This is a genomic window from Paenibacillus sp. FSL P2-0089, assembly GCF_038595095.1.
GTDB lineage: Bacteria > Bacillota > Bacilli > Paenibacillales > Paenibacillaceae > Paenibacillus_AQ > Paenibacillus_AQ silagei.
Map to the genome: position 1 here is coordinate 993,894 of NZ_CP152006.1, position 16,960 is coordinate 1,010,853.

18 protein-coding genes are annotated in these 16,960 nt (G+C 52.6%); 14 read left to right on the plus strand and 4 right to left on the minus strand.

Annotated features, from left to right (window positions below; all coding sequences use genetic code 11):
- The first annotated feature begins 193 nt into the window (after positions 1-193).
- The 4 genes from NST69_RS04005 to NST69_RS04020 all read left to right on the plus strand — a co-directional run bounded on the left by NST69_RS04005 (position 194) and on the right by NST69_RS04020 (position 3,677).
- The gene (locus NST69_RS04005) at positions 194-1,348 is read left to right on the plus strand and encodes a winged helix-turn-helix domain-containing protein (protein WP_342548557.1); all 1,155 of its coding nucleotides are present in this window, start codon (positions 194-196) and stop codon (positions 1,346-1,348) included.
- 82 nt (positions 1,349-1,430) lie between these two features.
- Complete coding sequence (locus tag NST69_RS04010; RefSeq protein WP_342548559.1) at positions 1,431-2,714, plus strand: MFS transporter; 1,284 nt, start codon at positions 1,431-1,433, stop codon at positions 2,712-2,714.
- Positions 2,715-2,762: 48 nt separating this feature from the next.
- Entirely contained in the window at positions 2,763-3,329 is a 567-nt protein-coding gene (locus NST69_RS04015; protein ID WP_342548560.1) for a histidine phosphatase family protein, read from the plus strand.
- Positions 3,330-3,401: 72 nt separating this feature from the next.
- Complete coding sequence (locus NST69_RS04020) at positions 3,402-3,677, plus strand: hypothetical protein (RefSeq protein ID WP_342548561.1); 276 nt, start codon at positions 3,402-3,404, stop codon at positions 3,675-3,677.
- A gap of 88 nt (positions 3,678-3,765) precedes the next feature.
- On the opposite strand, the gene NST69_RS04025 is transcribed toward NST69_RS04020, so the two are convergent.
- The gene (locus tag NST69_RS04025) at positions 3,766-4,074 is read right to left on the minus strand and encodes a Dabb family protein (RefSeq protein ID WP_342548562.1); all 309 of its coding nucleotides are present in this window, start codon (positions 4,072-4,074) and stop codon (positions 3,766-3,768) included.
- 165 nt (positions 4,075-4,239) lie between these two features.
- On the opposite strand from NST69_RS04025, the gene NST69_RS04030 reads away from it, so the two are divergent.
- Complete coding sequence (locus NST69_RS04030) at positions 4,240-5,097, plus strand: helix-turn-helix transcriptional regulator (RefSeq protein WP_340955626.1); 858 nt, start codon at positions 4,240-4,242, stop codon at positions 5,095-5,097.
- A gap of 293 nt (positions 5,098-5,390) precedes the next feature.
- Here the strand turns inward: NST69_RS04030 and NST69_RS04035 are convergent, their stop codons facing one another.
- The 3 genes from NST69_RS04035 to NST69_RS04045 all read right to left on the minus strand — a co-directional run bounded on the left by NST69_RS04035 (position 5,391) and on the right by NST69_RS04045 (position 8,083).
- Positions 5,391-6,170 (minus strand): TatD family hydrolase, encoded by a 780-nt coding sequence (locus NST69_RS04035; RefSeq protein ID WP_340955623.1) that lies wholly within the window; start codon positions 6,168-6,170, stop codon positions 5,391-5,393.
- 27 nt (positions 6,171-6,197) lie between these two features.
- Positions 6,198-7,322, minus strand: a complete 1,125-nt coding sequence (locus NST69_RS04040; protein ID WP_340955622.1) for a stalk domain-containing protein — start codon at positions 7,320-7,322, stop codon at positions 6,198-6,200.
- Between the two features lie 185 nt (positions 7,323-7,507).
- Positions 7,508-8,083, minus strand: a complete 576-nt coding sequence (locus NST69_RS04045) for a TetR/AcrR family transcriptional regulator (RefSeq protein WP_342548566.1) — start codon at positions 8,081-8,083, stop codon at positions 7,508-7,510.
- Between the two features lie 152 nt (positions 8,084-8,235).
- On the opposite strand from NST69_RS04045, the gene NST69_RS04050 reads away from it, so the two are divergent.
- From NST69_RS04050 to NST69_RS04090, 9 genes are all read left to right on the plus strand, one after another.
- A complete protein-coding gene (locus NST69_RS04050) occupies positions 8,236-9,456 on the plus strand; it encodes an MFS transporter (RefSeq protein WP_342548567.1) in 1,221 nt (406 codons plus the stop codon).
- Positions 9,457-9,646: 190 nt separating this feature from the next.
- Positions 9,647-10,210: a sigma-70 family RNA polymerase sigma factor gene (locus NST69_RS04055; protein ID WP_342548568.1), complete on the plus strand. Its 564-nt coding sequence runs from the start codon at positions 9,647-9,649 to the stop codon at positions 10,208-10,210.
- Complete coding sequence (locus NST69_RS04060; RefSeq protein ID WP_340978732.1) at positions 10,207-11,115, plus strand: DUF4367 domain-containing protein; 909 nt, start codon at positions 10,207-10,209, stop codon at positions 11,113-11,115. The genes NST69_RS04055 and NST69_RS04060 overlap by 4 nt, the downstream gene beginning before the upstream one ends.
- A 300-nt stretch (positions 11,116-11,415) precedes the next feature.
- Positions 11,416-12,498 (plus strand): outer membrane lipoprotein carrier protein LolA, encoded by a 1,083-nt coding sequence (locus tag NST69_RS04065; RefSeq protein ID WP_076079571.1) that lies wholly within the window; start codon positions 11,416-11,418, stop codon positions 12,496-12,498.
- Between the two features lie 180 nt (positions 12,499-12,678).
- Entirely contained in the window at positions 12,679-13,860 is a 1,182-nt protein-coding gene (alr, locus tag NST69_RS04070; protein WP_340978733.1) for an alanine racemase, read from the plus strand.
- A 211-nt stretch (positions 13,861-14,071) separates the two neighbouring features.
- Positions 14,072-14,353, plus strand: coding sequence for a ribbon-helix-helix protein, CopG family (locus tag NST69_RS04075; RefSeq protein ID WP_036697455.1), 282 nt, complete (start codon positions 14,072-14,074; stop codon positions 14,351-14,353).
- Positions 14,354-14,356: 3 nt separating this feature from the next.
- A complete protein-coding gene (locus NST69_RS04080; protein ID WP_036697332.1) occupies positions 14,357-14,707 on the plus strand; it encodes a type II toxin-antitoxin system PemK/MazF family toxin in 351 nt (116 codons plus the stop codon).
- A 223-nt stretch (positions 14,708-14,930) separates the two neighbouring features.
- A complete protein-coding gene (locus NST69_RS04085) occupies positions 14,931-15,500 on the plus strand; it encodes a TetR/AcrR family transcriptional regulator (protein ID WP_268748437.1) in 570 nt (189 codons plus the stop codon).
- Positions 15,501-15,567: 67 nt separating this feature from the next.
- Positions 15,568-16,779: an MFS transporter gene (locus tag NST69_RS04090; protein WP_342548570.1), complete on the plus strand. Its 1,212-nt coding sequence runs from the start codon at positions 15,568-15,570 to the stop codon at positions 16,777-16,779.
- Positions 16,780-16,960 lie beyond the last annotated feature (181 nt).

The window sequence follows — 16,960 nt, forward strand, 5'->3', positions numbered from 1 at the left end:
GAGCGACTGTAGTCACATCAATATTGTAATGAGAAATCCCCTTACAGCGGCAACTGTAGGGGGATTTTTTGTGAATCGAATACAATAGGCCAGTGAGAGGGTGAGTGGGATATCGTGCAAGCAAGTTCAAGCTGATATAATCGACTTGTGGATTTATTAGCAGCAGAAGAAGAAGAAGAAAAGAGGCACCGCCATGCATCTGGAGTTGAACGGAAGTGAATATAAGGTATCCGCCGGAGGATTAACGGTAGAGCTGCTCCCCAAGGAGTTCGCGCTGCTGCAGTTTCTGTACCGCAACCGCGGGCGGACCTTCAGCCGGGAGCAGCTGCTGGATAAAGTGTGGCCGATGGAATATCCGGTGGAACGGACCGTTGACGATCATATCTACCGGCTGCGCAAGAAGCTGCGGTTACTGGGCGGGATTGACATTAAGACGATTCGCGGGTTCGGGTACAGTCTGGCAATTCCGGGCGGCCTTGCGGGCGTAGCGGTAAATCCGGCAACGAATGACCCGGAGCTGCGGGACACGATGCGTGAGGTGTTCATGAAGTTCCATGTCTATGGTCAGGGGAACTCCATGCTCACTCTTGCCCGCCAGCAGGACATCCTCGGCTACGAGCTGGACCCGCATTATTCTATGGTTGTTCATTTTGTGCAGGGAGATTTGGATTGGTTGGTCCACACGGACGAGATTCCGCTGAAGGACCGGCTCTTTTACCTCAATCTGTTCTACTTCTTCATTGGTGATCCCAGGGAGAAGGTGGCGTACGCCGAGCGCCTGATTGCGCGGAATCTGCTGAACCCGCCAGAACAAACCGAGCTTGAGATTCTGACGATGCTGGACATGTACACCCTTGCAGGTCAGCCGGAAAAAGCACTGGAACGTCTGAAGCGTTCCTACCAGGTGATCGCCGGACCCGGCTTCGAGAATTTCATCCCTGTCACGGTAATTACAGAGCTATTCATCCATCTCTCAGGGGGAGCTTGCGATGAAGAGCTGGAACGGATGGATGAAGCCGTCAGCCGGATTTTGCAGGACAAGCCCTTTTTGCGGGAGATTGGCAACTACAAGGTAGTGAAGGGACTCTGGAAGCTGCGCCGTGAACAGTGGGCAGAGGGGGAGCGGCTCATCAATGAGGGATTGCAGGTGCTGGATATGTCGGGATTCGTGCCGCTGCGCTTCTATGCACTGTACAAGATTCATCATTTTTGCCGGATGTTCCTGACTGGAAGTGCCTTGGACCGAAAGTATAGTAGCCTGTTTGCGGCCGAGCTTGAAGCTTGTGGCCTGGACAGACTAGGACACACTCTGGAGCGCATCCTGCTGCCGCTGCTGGAGACCCCATGATAATTCTCTGACAATTCTCCGTTACTTTAGATTCATAGATGGAGCTTCATCTACGATCTTAGGTAACCTGGAGGAGTGTCAGATGGAACGATCAACCAAGCAGGGAAACAGTCTGCTTCATAACAAAACGTATATGCGGGTGTACAGCGCTTTTGCCACGGCGAGCTTCGGTGACTGGTTCGATGCGCTGGCGATTCAGGTGCTGGTCGGTTACCGCTGGCAGGCCGGTCCGCTGATGCTGGCGCTCATTCCGGTAGCGCTGGCGCTGCCAAGTATTCTGCTCGGCTCGATTGCCGGGGTAGCCGCCGACCGGATGAACAAGCTGAAGCTGATGCGCATCTGCGACCTGCTGACAGCGCTCTTGACCCTGCTGGTGCTGTTCGCACCGAGCATGGTCTGGCTGCTGCCACTGCTGGCCCTGCGCTCCGCGCTGTCCACACTGAATATGCCGGCCCAGCAGTCATTGACCCGCAGTCTTGTGAGAGAGGACCAGTTGCTGCAAGCCTCGTCACTCAACGGACTGGTCAACCAAGGCTCCAAAATCGCCGGTCCGCTGCTCGGAGGTCTGGCGCTCGCTTTCCTTACGCCGCAGTGGTGCATCCTGCTCAATGCCTTGCTGCGCAGCTGTTCTTATCTGCTGCTGTTGTCCGTAAAAAACATCCATACGGAGGAAGAAGACAGCAAGCAGCCGGAAGCGCCGGCCAACAAGATACCGCTCCGCACCATGTGGCGGGAAGGCTGGAGCTTCATGCTCCGCAGCCGGCTGCTGCTGAATACGATGCTGTTCGGGCTTGCCGGGTCGCTGGTCATTCAAGTCGTCGACTTTCAATTCACCAGCCTGTTCCGGGTGTTCGCTCCAGACCGGGAAGCACTGCTCGGCTGGATGGTAGCTGCTACCGGAGCTGGAGCTGTGCTCATCATCCTAATCCTGAACAAGCTGAAATTGGAAGCCGGTTATGGCTGGAAGCTGGGATCTGGGTATGTGCTGATCGGCGGATCAATTGCGGCGCTGGGTCTGCTTCAGCCGGGGGCATCTATGATTTGGGTGCTGCTGATCGGGTTTGTGCTGGGGATCGGCAACGGGGTATTCATGATTACCTTCAATTACTGTCTGCAAAAAGAAACCCCGCCGCACATGACCGGCCGTATCTTCGGCATCCAGAACACAGTCCTCAGCACGGTACTCATTGTGGCACCTTTGCTGGGTGGTGTGCTTGTGCAATATGCAGGTCCGGCCCGTATTTTTGTCAACATTGGCTTACTGCAGCTGCTCCTGGGTCTGACGGGTGTGTTGTTCGGCCGGCAGCTCTGGCCGGTGGCGAGGTCTACAGCGGAAGCCGCTCATCCAGCAGTAGAGAGTAGCTAAGATGGGGAACGGATCACTAATTTCTGCATAGAGGATCAGGAGGAACGTATGACAACTTATATCTACATGGTGAGACACGGGGACTCGCTCCGTACCGGGGTGGATGAATGGACGCGTGGCCTGTCGCCCAAGGGGGAGGAGGATGCCCTGCAGGTCACGGAATGCCTGAAGGATGAAGGGATAGATGTGTTGTACAGCAGCCCGTATATCCGGGCGGTCGATACGATTGCGGATTTGGCGGATCAACTGGAGCAGGAAATCATTCTGATCGATGATCTTAGAGAAAAGGTCTGGATGGAGGGCAACCAGCAGCTATCCGACGAAGGCTTATACGATGAACTCCAGAAGATGTACACCGATCCCGATTATGCCCTGCCGGGCGGGGAATCGAACCGGGAGTGCCAGGCACGGGCAGTGAAGGCGCTGCAGAATATTCTGCGGACCCATGAAGGGAAAAGAGTGGCCATCGGAACCCACGGCATGGTGATGTCCTTGATGATGGGCCATTTTGCCCCGGGATACGGTCTGGACTTCTTACTACAGACGACCAAGCCGGATATTTATGTCATGGAGTTCAAAGAAAATGAAGTACTGGTCCGGCGGATGCCTTTTTAAACTAAGGGATAGAATAGTTATCGTTATTACAATAAAATGGTAAAATGAGGTGAGGAGTACAAGGAGGTTAGTATGAAAAATCCATTATTTCGAAGCTTAATTGTTGGACTAATATTTGCATGTGTTTATTATGCCATTCAGATTATCTGTGGGATGTATCTAACAAAGAACTATGTTCCAGACATTGCAGGTAGGTATACGACGGTGGATTATTTGCAACACAAAATCACATTCGGGTATGAATATAGTCCATTAGGGAGAGTAATTGAATTCTCTGGTTTAATGCTACTTGGAATAATGGTTTACTTTACTTGGAGATTTTTGAGAATAGTTATTACTAAAAAATGATAGTCATTACGCTAAAAGGAAACAATACCTCAATAATCCCAAGAAGGCAGCCGACCAATGTGGTGGCTGCCTCTTTAGCTTTTCGTGATCAACTGGTCGAAAACGGATAATCAATAACGATGATTCCATCAACAAATGGACCTAAGGATTGCAATAAATTTTGATGTAGCGGGTGTTGAATATATTCACGGCAAGCTTGCTGATTCTCAAAAGTAACTCTGATCCCCAGCGTAAACCCCTGGGTGTGCTCGATTTCCTCCGTCACGTTAATCCCCGCGCTAAGATCTACGATACCTGGAATTTCCCCCTTAAAGTTCTGCGCGCGCCTAACAGCGTCCTTTTGCTCTGCAATAGAAACATCAGGCTTGAATTTCAATAGCACCATATGCTCAAACATCTTAATCCCCCCAAAACTAATATCAACTTGTCCTAACCATTCTTGCTCTTCTCCTATGGAGGACATAGACTAGTGTACATGAGCCTAACGAGGTTAGGGAGATATCTGGTTATCGTAGGATTGGAAATCCTACGTTCAAGAATAGATAGGAGGCATGAGGAGATTATGGCGGACAGACTGGACCGTTACGGGGAATTGTCTCGTTTTTTGCGCTTACGCCGTGAACGAATGACTCCTAAGCAAGCGGGTTTGCCGGAAACCGGACGCAGACGTACACCTGGACTTCGCCGAAGCGAGGTAGCCCAGCTGGCAGATGTAGGATTGGACTGGTACACCTATTTGGAACAAGGGCGTCCTATTAACGTATCCGCTGAGGTACTTGACCAAATATCAGAAGTGCTTCGGTTCGATGAAGCAGAACGCAGGCATCTGTACCATCTGGCTCGAAAGCAATTTCCCTTGATCAATACTCATCAACCCTCCAAGGTAACAGCGGAACTTCAACGTTTTTTGGATAGCCAAACCCTGTCACCTTCGAATGTCATGGATGCGCATATGAATATCATTGCCTGGAATGAAGCCTACTGTGCAATGAATGGGGATCTCGCGGCTATGTCGGAGAGTGAACGGAATTTTGTCTGGATGACGTTTACTTCTGCCCGTTTCCGCTACGTTAAGGGAGAGCAATGGGAAATGCATGCCAGGCGAATCGTTGCTACTTTCCATGCCGGGTATGCCCGTCACGGCGAAGACCCTTGGTGGTCTGAGCAGTTCGAGGCACTGTCCAAGGTTAGCAGTGAGTTTCGTGAATTTTGGGACTCTCATGAGATTCTCGATGCCATAGATGCTCCGAAGACGCTGCATTGTCCGAATCTCGGGAAATTGAATTTCGATCTTGTATCGTTTCAGTATTTGAACGACTCAAATTTGACCGTATCCATCCATGTTCCTCATCAAGACGGCACGGTGGAAAAAATGCAGCAGCTGTTAATTGATTATCGGGACCAGCGTTACGGGCCCTAAGGGCAATTGGATTAGTTTGGTCGAAGCTAACATTCAGGGCTAGTTGTATTATGTGCATTTAAAAACAGTCAAAAGGAAGGAGTAGCTCTTCTAACTGTAGTTTGTACAACTAAATTTGCCTGAGTGGGCGAGATCCCCGATAATGAGCTATTTTAAATGTATGAAATACAACTAAACGTATATTTGGCAGTGAATCAAACGTTTTAATTGTACGGAATGCACTTAAGTATATAGCTTAGTTTGTACCTTAACAGATTTAAGTCTGGTGCTGTATTTAAGTGGAACTGCTAACCCTATAGCCCATAGAATCGTTTTGTGTTGGCCGTCAGCAGGGCCTGGGCCTCTGGAACGGAATATCCATGCAGCGCCCCCCAGGCGGCAGCAACGTCATGGACCATAGCCGGATGGGTGGTGCGCCCGGCGTACGGTCCTTCAAACGGCCACGGGCCGTCCGTCTCTGCCATGACCAGCTCCGGCGGATAGCGGCGTGCCAGCTCCTGAATCTCCGGTTCGTAGAGGATGTCGGGAGTGAAGGAAATGTAGTAACCGCGGCTAATCATCCGGTCAACGGTAGCAGCGGGGCCCTTGAACCAGTGGAAATGGGCCTGCGTAAGGCCATGCTGCTCCAGCAGATCGCATACGGTCCACGCATCCTCATAGACGGCATGTAGTACTACAGGCTTGCCCAAACGTGCAGCCAGTCCAAGAAGTCTGTCCAGAAGCTGAATATAGGGTGCCATATCCCAAGCTTCGCCACGCTCCACAGCCTCGGTCCGGGAGTAGTAGGGAAGGCCGATTTCACCAATAGCGGCCATACTTCCAGCATGGTCTGTAATCCATTTCAGTAGCACGTTCAGTTCTTTCTCCGCAGGCAGCGCCTGCTCTGGATGGAAGCCATACGCAGGCTTCACGAGGCCCGGATAGCTGGCTGCTAACTCCAGAGTTCGCTTGCTCGAAGCGAGATTCATCGAGACGGCTATCAGCGACTCTATGCCCTGCTCTGGCAGTCCCTCCAGCAGCGAGGACACTACGTGATCCTCATATTGGTCTAGATGAATATGGGCATCAATCATGGCTAAGCTCCTTCCCCGGCAACCTTCTTATTTCTCCAAAATGGCTTCACCGCGTTCATCCGGCTCAAAAGCAATAGACCCCAGCTCCATCCCCGTCTTGCCTGCCTTATATTCCAGCTTCAGGGTACCGACACTCTCGGTCATGCCGACCATTAAGCTGGTGTCCGCAAGCAGTTTGTTATTCTCTACTGAATAGTAGGTTACTGCGCCAATGGCCGCTTTGCTGCCGAAATACTTCAGGCCGTCCTCAGCACGGTCCTGTAGTCTGAGCGTCATCTTGGACGGCTTGAGTCCTGTAAGCTCAAGCTTCAGCAGGACGTCCTTTTGATCCAGCACAATACTGGATGAGACTGCTGCGCGGGCGGCCTCGTCCGCAGCAGGCACGGAGAGCTCCTTCCCCTGCTCCGGCTTCACGACATGAACCTCCTGTGCAACCAGCGAGGTTCCGGTTCCCAGGGTGAACACAACCGTAGCCTCCGGTTTGCCGTCAGAATCTACATCAGCATAGAAGAGCTGAGGCGGATGCGAGTAGTCTCTGGATACCGTCCAGTTGAAGTGTTGCTTTTTCCCGTTCACTTCAAGGATGAATCCTTTGTAGGTATCGCCGTCCTTAAGCGCGGCGTACAGCTTCACCTTGGAATTATTCTCTGCAACGGCAAGGGGGGCAGCGGGTACTCTGACGGTTGTGCTAAGACTGCCTGGGGTAATATTAACCCGGCTTCCTCCCGGATTCAGCTCTGTAACAGCTCCCGTAAGGGAATCCAGAGCAGCTGCCGCGATGTATACACGGCCTGCCTTCAGCAGCACAGGGGCGTCCAGATCCTCTTGGTATCCTCCGTCCGTTTGCGTATAAGTCACTTGCATGGAAGCGCTGCCGGGCGTAAGAATAGTCTTGTCCCAGCTTGTGGACAGGGTTAGTTGCTTGAGGGTGTTATTCCATTGCAGCTCTATCGGGAAGTATTCCAGCAGCGCGCGGGCAGGTACGTATAATGTGCCGCCGGAGTGGAAGGGGGGAGCCCCGGGGAGAACGGCTTGTCCGTCCACAACAAGGGATAGAGGAGCAGCAGCAGAATGGGCAATATCTATGGATGAACCCGCCGCATGGCCTGCGAGGAGCAGGGCAATAGCGGCAGCGGTAATTAATTTTTTCATAAGATAACCTCCGGAGTCTGGAAATTCCAATCTCTTGTATTATAAATGAAAAACTCCGCCTGCGGGTCACGTTCTGTTAACAAAGATAAGACAAGCCTGTTACAGCCCTAGCTTATACTGCCCATACTGCATTGTGCCTGGACAAATGCAATTTGCCATATCCTAATAGAAGACTTGCAGAAACCTCAAGCTTCAAGCGCCTGAAGGGCAAGTAACACAAGGGCTCTGACAGAGTCTTCGCTCAGCTCTCCCCCGGTCAGCAGCAGACGGTAGAAGATGGGGCCATAGACGAGATCAATACAACTCCCGATATCGAGTCCCTGCTTCAGTTCGCCCTGGGCAATCCCCCGTTCAAACAGCTTCCGGGCTTCCTCGCGGCGCGGGCCGAAATATCTGCTCCGGTACGCCTCCGCCAGTCCGGCATCGGATTGCCCTTCACCGATCAGCTCCGTAATGACTTTACCTTCCCGGCTGGTGAGGAACTGCGCGAGCGTCCCCGCATGAATAAGAATGTCCTCCTTGGCGGAACCTGTATCCGGGATTGGCAGTCTGGCGTTAGCGGCGTACAAATATCCATCCATGACCACGGCCGCTTTATTCGGCCACCATTTATAGATCGTTGCCTTACTGACCTGGGCATGCTCCGCGATCTTCTCTACGGTAACTGCGCCGAAGCCCGTCTCCAGCAATAATTCATATGAAGCGTTCAGAATAGCGTTCTTGGCCTCGGTATTGCGCGGGCGGCCTCTTTTTTTCTCCATGGTGATTCCTCCTGACAGTGCTAGTTCAACTATAATTGGAGTATACCATAAAACTGCCTATTTACAATACTGAACGTTTAGTATATTATTTGGTCATGGTTAATTAATGTACTTGACGTTCACTATTTAAAAATTGGAAGGTGGCGCTTCAAATGAAAGATGGAATTCCTGCGCAACAACAAACAGTATCCCTTGTTACTCAAAAGGCTGTCCCCGGCTGGATCACTTTTCTGCTCGCTGTATCCTGCGGACTGATCGTGGCGAATCTCTATTATACCCAGACACTGGTTGGGCCCATCGGGCAGGCCATTCATCTGTCCGCCGGAGCGACAGGGCTAATCGTTACCCTGACGCAGATCGGTTACGTAGCCGGACTGCTGTTCATTGTCCCGCTCAGTGATATTATCGAGAACCGCCGGCTGACTGTGATGTCGCTGATTCTGGTGGTGGCCGCCCTGGCGCTGTCCGTCCTGGCTCCGAATGCACCGCTGTTCCTGGCCGCCTCCTTGCTGATCGGGCTGGGCTCGGTAGCCGCACAGGTCCTGGTGCCGTATGCCTCCTATCTGGCCACAGAGGAAGATCGCGGCCGCGTCGTCGGCAATGTGATGAGCGGCCTCTTGCTGGGCATTATGTTCGCCCGCCCGGTTGCCAGCTTCATGGCCGGACTCTGGGGCTGGCAGTCCATCTTCATCGTCTCGGCTGTCGTAACTGCGCTGCTGACGCTGCTACTAGCCCGTATCCTGCCCGCCCGGAAGCCCGCTCCCGGCTTGAGATACGGACAATTGCTCCGCTCTCTGGGAACATTGCTCATGCATACGCCGGTGCTGCGGCGCCGCGCCTTATACCAGGCCAGCCTGTTCGGTGCCTTCAGTCTGTTCTGGACGACTGTTCCGCTGCACTTGTCCAGTGAGTATCACCTGTCCCAGCAAGGAATCGCCCTGTTTGCCCTGGCAGGTGTGGGCGGAGCCGTAGCTGCGCCGATTGCGGGCAGATTGGCTGACAAGGGCTGGACCCGGTTATTGACTGGTCTTGGCATTTCACTGGCCGTTCTCTCCTTTATCCTGGCTTACCTGCTGCGGGATACCTCCAATCTTACACTAGGCCTGCTGGTGCTGACGGCGATTTTGCTCGATATGAGCGTGTCCGGTAATCTGGTGCTGGGGCAGCGTGCGATCTATTCACTGGGCAATGAGACCCGGGGGCGGCTGAACGGCTTGTTCATGGCGATCTTCTTCATTGGAGGAGCCGTGGGATCATCACTCGGGGGCTGGGCGTATGCTTACGGCGGTTGGAGTCTGACAACTCTAATCGGGCTGGCACTGCCAGTGCTGGCGCTGATCTACTTTTTGACCGAGAAGAAGGAGCACGCTTGAGAAAAGCAGACATGGCGTTCAGCAATAATCCGCATAGCCAGTCATTCCTAAAAAAACTACAGTAGGCAGAGGAGCTTCGATCCTCTGTCTTTTTTCGTCTGCATATGTAATGGATTCGATAGATAGAGCGTATTAGCTCATGTAAATTACTTGGCCAAGTAAATTCAGCCTGGAAGGGAGGGCTTAAGGAATGCAAGAGCGCGCATTGCTGCCTTTGATACATGACAGGGTTTCATCCCATATAGAGACAGAGCTGGAGTTTTCAGCCGTTTTCGAAGTCTATTATAAACGGATATTCAACTATATCGCATACCGGGTGAGCTGCCGTTACACCGCCGAGGATCTGGCCAGCCAGGTGTTCGAGAAGACGCTATCCAAGCTGCCCGCCTACTCCCCGGAGAAAGCGCCGCTGGAAGTGTGGCTGTTCGCCATTGCCCGCAACGTAGTGAATGATTATTACCGGAGCCGCGCGCGGCAGCGCTTCTTCTCACTGGACAGTATCCGGGAGCTGGTGTCGGGCAAAAAAGAGCCGGAGACGCTCATCCTCGGCAGAGAGCGCAGCGATAGGCTACAGGTGGCGCTGGAGACGCTCAGCCCGAAGGAACGTAACCTCATCGCTCTGAAATTCGGGGCGGATCTGAAGAATACCGAGATTGCCCGGATTACCGGAATCTCGGAGAGCAATGTCGGAGTCATTCTCTATCGCAGCATGCGAAAACTGAAATCTGAAATAGGGAGTGTGGAAGAGCTATGAATAACAAGAAGAGCGCCGTACAGGCAGATGAGCTTGAGCTTCAGGAGCTGGGGGACTATCTGGCCCGCCAGGACTTCTCACGGGAATCCGATCCGGCGGAGGTTCTCCGCCAGGTGAGGAACCGCTCCATTCAGAAACAACAGGAGGATGATAGAATGAAGAACAAACAACGAATCAGACGTCCGGTGATGATTGCAGCTTCTCTGCTGATGGCAGCCGTGGTGAGCGTGTCTTTCGTCAGACCCTCGTTCGCACAGGAAATGCTGGAGCGTGTGCTGAATTCAGTCCATCTGGGACATATTGAGGTCGCTCAGATGGACGGGAGTCACCCTAAGGAGTTCCCGGATGCCTGGAAGGGCAAGATATTTGACCAGGAGGGGAATCCCGTCACTTCGTTTAACCCCATGCCGGAAGCCATCTTCAATGCTGCCGGGGAGGCCATCGTCAATTTCGACGGGGATAAGCTGATTACCCTAAGCGAGCAGGAGCAGCTTGACAAGGAAGCTTCAGAGCAGAAGTTTACCGTCAAGGAGGCAGTTAAGCTGGATCAATACGCTCTCTTCAAGGTGAAGCTGCCGGAATACCTGCCAGAGGGCTTTGCCTTTGACCACGGGGAGTTCTATAAGGACGAGGCGGGTGTAAGCGGGCAGATTGTTGAACTGTTCTTCGCTAGCAAAGATAAGGATAAGCGAATCTGGATGCAGCTGCGCTTGGCCAATGAGGAGAATGCCTTTTCAATGGCAACGGATGATAAGGTGGAGCAGGTGAAGATTAAGGGGACGGATGCGGCTCTGGTCAGTGACAGAAGCCTGGACTGGGAAGCAAATGGCGTGTTGTACGTTCTCAGCACCCGCGGCCTTGACCGTGCAGAGGTCCTGAAGATTGCAGAATCCATTAACTGGTAAGCTGCTGAGCAGCGGATAAGGGAACAGGTACGAGGCATAGGAAGAATCAGAGCACCAGACTGCAACCCCGGAGCGTGGCGGGGATCGCGGGCTGGTGCTTTTTGCAATAGTGTTTCTACTATATAGAAGGAAATAAGAGGAACCATACATAGATTGTTAGATGCCCGGGTGGCGGGAGCGGATTCGCGGCTGGAATAACACTTCTCTTCATGCTTGTCATGCCCGTCTGCATATTGAGGCCAAGTCCTTCATAGACATGTACTAATCAATGCATTCAAAACAGGTTAAGGGGATGATGTCATGCGCCGGATAACATGGGTACTCGCGATCATTATGAGCGTGGCCTTAGTATTGGCGGGGTGCGGGAAGAAGGATGCCGCCTCTGTGGTCAAGGATCTGAATCAAGTGTCTGACAAGCTGGAGAGTAAGCAGGGAGCTTATCAGGGCTCAGGCACGATGACCTTGTACACTGGGGAGCAGCCGCAGGATTACAAGGTGGAGGTATGGTATAAGAATCCTTCGTATTACCGGATCAGCCTGTCGAACGTCCAGAAGGATGTGAAGCAGATTGTGCTGCGCAATGATGAGGGCGTATTCGTCCTGACCCCAAGCCTTGGCAAAAGCTTCCGCTTCCAGAGCGACTGGCCGGACAGCCAGGGTCAGGTGTATCTGTACCAGACGCTGCTGAAGGGAATTGTCTCCGACAACAACCGGCAGTTCGTGGAGGACGGGGATAATTATGTGTTCGAGGTCGCTGCGAACTATCAGAGCAGTGCGCTGGTCCGCCAGAAGATCTGGCTGAATAAAAAGACCTATGAGCCGAAGCAGGTGCAGGTATCGGATTCCGAAGCCAAGGTTGTGGTGAATGTGACCTTCGACAGCTTCAAGTTCGATCCGGAATTCACAGCAGATTCCTTCGATATGCAGAAGAATATGGCGGCCGGCAGCCCTTCCGAGAACACGATGGCGGAAGTGGACCAAGAAGGTAATCCGGTGGTCTCTGAAGATGGTGAACAGGCCGGTGAGCCGGTTACGGCCGAGCTGGGCGACTTCGGGATCATTGAGCCGGCTTACATTCCGGCCGGTGTGAAGCTGAAGGACACGAACAAAATTGAAGGCAGCAAGGACCATGCGGTGCTGATCCGCTATGACGGCGTCTACCAGTATACTATTATGGAAGCCCGTCCGCTGGACCGTGCGGTGTCGCTGGCTCCCGGAACATTGGTCGATCTGGGCTTCACGGCAGGCCTGCTTAGCGGGGATGAGCAGCAGACGCTGACCTGGATGAGCGAGGGTGTAGAGTACCGGATAACAAGCGCAAATCTGCCAGTTACGGAAATGATGCAAATAGCCGCTTCTATGGAGGAACAATCGGGTAAATAAAAAACAGTGGGCGGATACTGCGCAAGGTGGGAATCATTCCTCTACCCGCGGTATCCGTTTTTTGTCTACATCTGCTCACATTGACAGCGGCCTTCACGAGCATTACCATTGGCAGTAAGACTTCTGATCTGTGCGAATAAGGCAGAGATGTTTTACTACAATGTAAGAAGGTGACCTGAAGTGAAGGCAAGCTATCGGCCGACAGCAGCCGAGATTAACCTGGATGATTTGCGTGCCAACTACGAAGCTTTTCGCGGCGTATTGCCGCAGGAGACCAAGTTCATGGGATGCGTCAAAGGAAATGCGTATGGACATGGAGCAGTGGAAGTGACGCGGGAGCTGGAGCGGCTTGGAGCGGACTACGTCAGTGTTGCTTTTCTCGATGAGGCATTGGAGCTGCGTCAGGCGGGAATACTACTTCCTATCCTGGTGCTGGGCTATACTTCACCGGAAGGCATTGCCGTAGCCTGGGAGAACAATATTACCGTTACACTGTTCACACCGGAGGTACTGGAAGCGGTTAGCGCCCTTCCTGTAGAGAAGGAGCACCGGCTGAAGGTACACATCAAGATTGACAGCGGAATGGGCAGACTGGGATTATTGCCGGAGGATGCACCTGCATTCATCGCTGAGGTCCATGCGATTGCACAGGTGGAGCTTGAAGGCATGTTCACCCATTTTGCCAGAGCAGACGAACACAATAAAAGCTATACACTAATGCAGCACCGACGTTTCATGAGCGTGGCGGAAGCGCTTCGGGACATGAACATTACCATCCCGATCATACATACGGGCAATAGCGCTACGGCCATTGATACACCTCTACTATCCATTAACATGGTGCGTGTAGGCATAAGCTTGTACGGATTCTACCCCTCGGCTGAGGTGAACCGTGAGCTGGTGGCCTTGCACCCGGTAATGACGCTGAAGACGCAGGCTGTATTTGTCAAAAACCTGCCGCCTGACTCAGGCATCAGCTACGGCACCCGGTACTTCACGGCAGGCGATGAGGTTATCGCTACGCTCCCCGTGGGGTACGCTGACGGATATTCCCGCATGCTAACAGGCAAAGCGGAGGTGCTAATACGCGGACGCCGCGTTCCTGTCGTCGGAACGATCTGCATGGACCAGTGTATGGTATCACTGAAATCTTTCGCTCTAGAAGCGGAACAAATCAAAGCAGGCGAAGAGGTTGTACTCATCGGCCGCCAGGGCACCGAGTCGATCACGGCAGATGAACTGGCGCTCCATTTAGGGACGATCCACTACGAAGTAATCTGTATGCTGGCTCACCGGGTACCGCGCGTGTATGTACGCCAAGGTATGCTACCCAACCTCGTCAATCCCTTGCTGCAAGCCTAATACCCTGACCAGATACCTAGTACAGGAACTGAATATAAGGAACGTACCGTATAGAGCTTGTGACTTATAGTCTATACGAACCGCCATTTCTAGTTTATAATGGGATGCAGCATACTTGATATACTGGCGGCATATATTCCTTGTATAAAATTCCTTGTATATTGTAACACTGGAACACAAGGGCAGAAGGTTTGTGGGGGTGGAAGAGAAGGTGGCCAATTTGCAGAACACCAAAAGAATCATGATCAGCTTGCCCGATCATCTCTTGCAGGAAGTAGATGGGATCGTTCAACTGGAGAACTCTAACCGTAGTGAATTGATCAGGCAGGCCATGAAGCTGTACTTGAGCGATCGGAGGAAACGCACCATCCGCGAGTCCATGCAGCGGGGCTATATGGAAATGGCTAAGATTAATTTGACCATGGCATGCGAGGCCTTTCTCGCTGAGGAAGATGCAGACAGTACTCTTGGCCGCTTAGTAAGCGGGGTGTAACTATTGATTGTTAAACGCGGCGACGTTTTTTTTGCCGACCTTTCACCGGTTGTGGGTTCTGAGCAAGGTGGAGTAAGGCCGGTACTGATTATTCAGAACGATATTGGCAATCGTTTCAGCCCGACTGTGATTGTGGCAGCTATCACTGCCCAGATCCAGAAGGCCAAGCTGCCGACTCATGTGGAGATTGATGCGGCTGCACATGGCTTTGACCGGGATTCCGTGATTCTGCTGGAGCAGGTTCGTACCATTGACAAGCAACGCTTAACGGATAAAATCACCCACCTGGACGATGAGACCATGAAGCTGGTGGATGATTCGCTGCAAATCAGCCTGGGGCTGATTGATTTCTGAACCCTGCGGGGATATAACATCAATCATCGTAACAAACGTAACAAAAGGCAGGCCGGATCAACTCCGGTGCTGCCTTTTTTGATATACCCGAGGATAGATGAGTGTTGATGATGGGGGTTGTGCGAGGGCATAACTGCGTGTTATAATTGGACCGATCGGTCGGTCTAGAGGAGGGTTAACCATTAAGGGACGTTCAGATGGAGAAGAAACGAAGAGCCGGATTCTGGAGCATGCCACCAGTTTATTTGCGCAAAAGGGCTACGGCGCTGTAAGCATGAACGAGGTCTGCACAGCCGCGAAGGTCAGCAAGGGCAGTCTGTATCACCATTTTCCGGGCAAGGATGAATTGTTCCTGTACGTGGTGGAGGTGGATACCCAGAATTGGCTGAATGAGTGGGAGGAGCTGCGGAGCGGGATTAGCGGAACGGAGGCCCGTCTATACGCGCTGGGGGATCACTATGCAAAAGATATCCAGAATCCGCTGATTCATGCCCTGGAGGAATACGGCAGATCCCATACACTGTCGAAGGAGATCAGCGAGCGCCTTTCACATATTTTCGAATCGGTTACAGAGGCATGCCGTGTGCTGCTGCAGGAGGGGATGGATTCCGGTTACTTGATCCGTGGTGACCTGGATAACTATGTGATCACGCTTAGCGCTATGCTGGAGGGAATCAGCCGGGTCCATGAGATCACAGGTAAGACCGATACCCCGGAGACGATCAGGGCATACTACCGTGCGGGAATTCAGATCCTGCTTCAGGGGATTGGGTCCGGGAAGATTGAGCAATGAATAGAGATAACTGATGAATTGCAACTAGAGCATATAGCAAGGCTCTGGATATACGGAGGGAAACACCATGTCATTACTGTTAAAAAACCGGGGAGCGATGCTGCTCCTGATGTTGAATATCTTTTTGGCGTTCACGGGGATTGGTCTGGTTGTCCCTATTATGCCTACCTATATGAACGAGCTGGGCATTGGCGGGAGTGTGGTCGGAATGCTGGTGGCAGCCTTCTCGCTGACGCAGCTGCTGGTCTCGCCCTTCGCCGGAAGACTGTCGGATAAGATGGGCCGCAAAAAAATCATCGTCGGCGGGCTGGCTGTATTCGCCTTCTCGGAGCTTCTGTTTGGTCTCGCTGACGCCTCCTGGGTGCTGTTCGTATCGAGAATGCTTGGCGGTGTTGGCGCCGCGATGATTATGCCTGCGGTTATGGCTTATGTGGCAGATACCACCTCCTCAGAGGAGCGGGCCCAAGGCATGGGCTTCATCAACGCAGCCATTACCACCGGCTTCATCATCGGTCCGGGAATCGGCGGCTACCTTGCGGAGCTTGGCATCCGCGTCCCTTTCTTCGTTGCAGCGGGGGCGGCCGCCATTGTTGCGGTTATTACCTTGCTGGTCCTGCCGGAATCGCGTTCGGCGGAGCTGCGGGAAGAAGCGAGAATGATGAAAGGCAATAAGGATAGTCTAATCATGCAGCTCATGCGCTCGTATCGTGAGCCTTATTTCTTCGGATTAATCATTGTATTCGTGCTGTCCTTCGGACTGGCCAACTATGAGACGGTATTCGGACTATTCGTAGATCATAAATTCGCGTTCACCCCTAAGGATATTGCGTTTGTTCTGACCTTCGGCTCCATTGCCGGGGCGGTGGTGCAGATTACCGCTTTCAGCTGGATTCTGAACAAATTCGGGGAGAGCCGGGTCATTTCCGCCTGTCTGCTGATCGCGGGCCTGTCGATTCTCCTGACCCTGTTCGTGCATGGCTTCGTGGCGATTGTTTCTGTGACCTTTGTTGTTTTTCTGGCTATGGATATTCTTCGCCCGGCGGTCGGCACCCAGCTCTCCAAGATGGCAGATGATTCGCAGCAAGGTCTGGTGATGGGAATGAATTCCGCGTATACGAGCCTTGGCAACATTGCCGGCCCGATTGTGGCGGGGGTCCTGTTCGACCTGGATATCAATTTCCCTTATGCGGTGGCTGCGCTGGTCTTGTTCATCAGCTTCATGTTGTCGGTTGGCTATGCGCGGCGGAGAAGAAGCAAGCAGGCTACTGGGGTGCGCTAGCATCCGGGGCATGAATATGATTATGATTGCGGCTGCGCTATCCCGGAGGGGACGGTGCGGCCGCTTCTTCTTTTGTATGGGGCAAACTTTGGTCCTGCGGCAAACTGTGATAATATTTCAGTAGAGAGCTATGAACTCAGACTGTGTATAGAAAGAGGGATCTACTTGAGCGTTGATACGA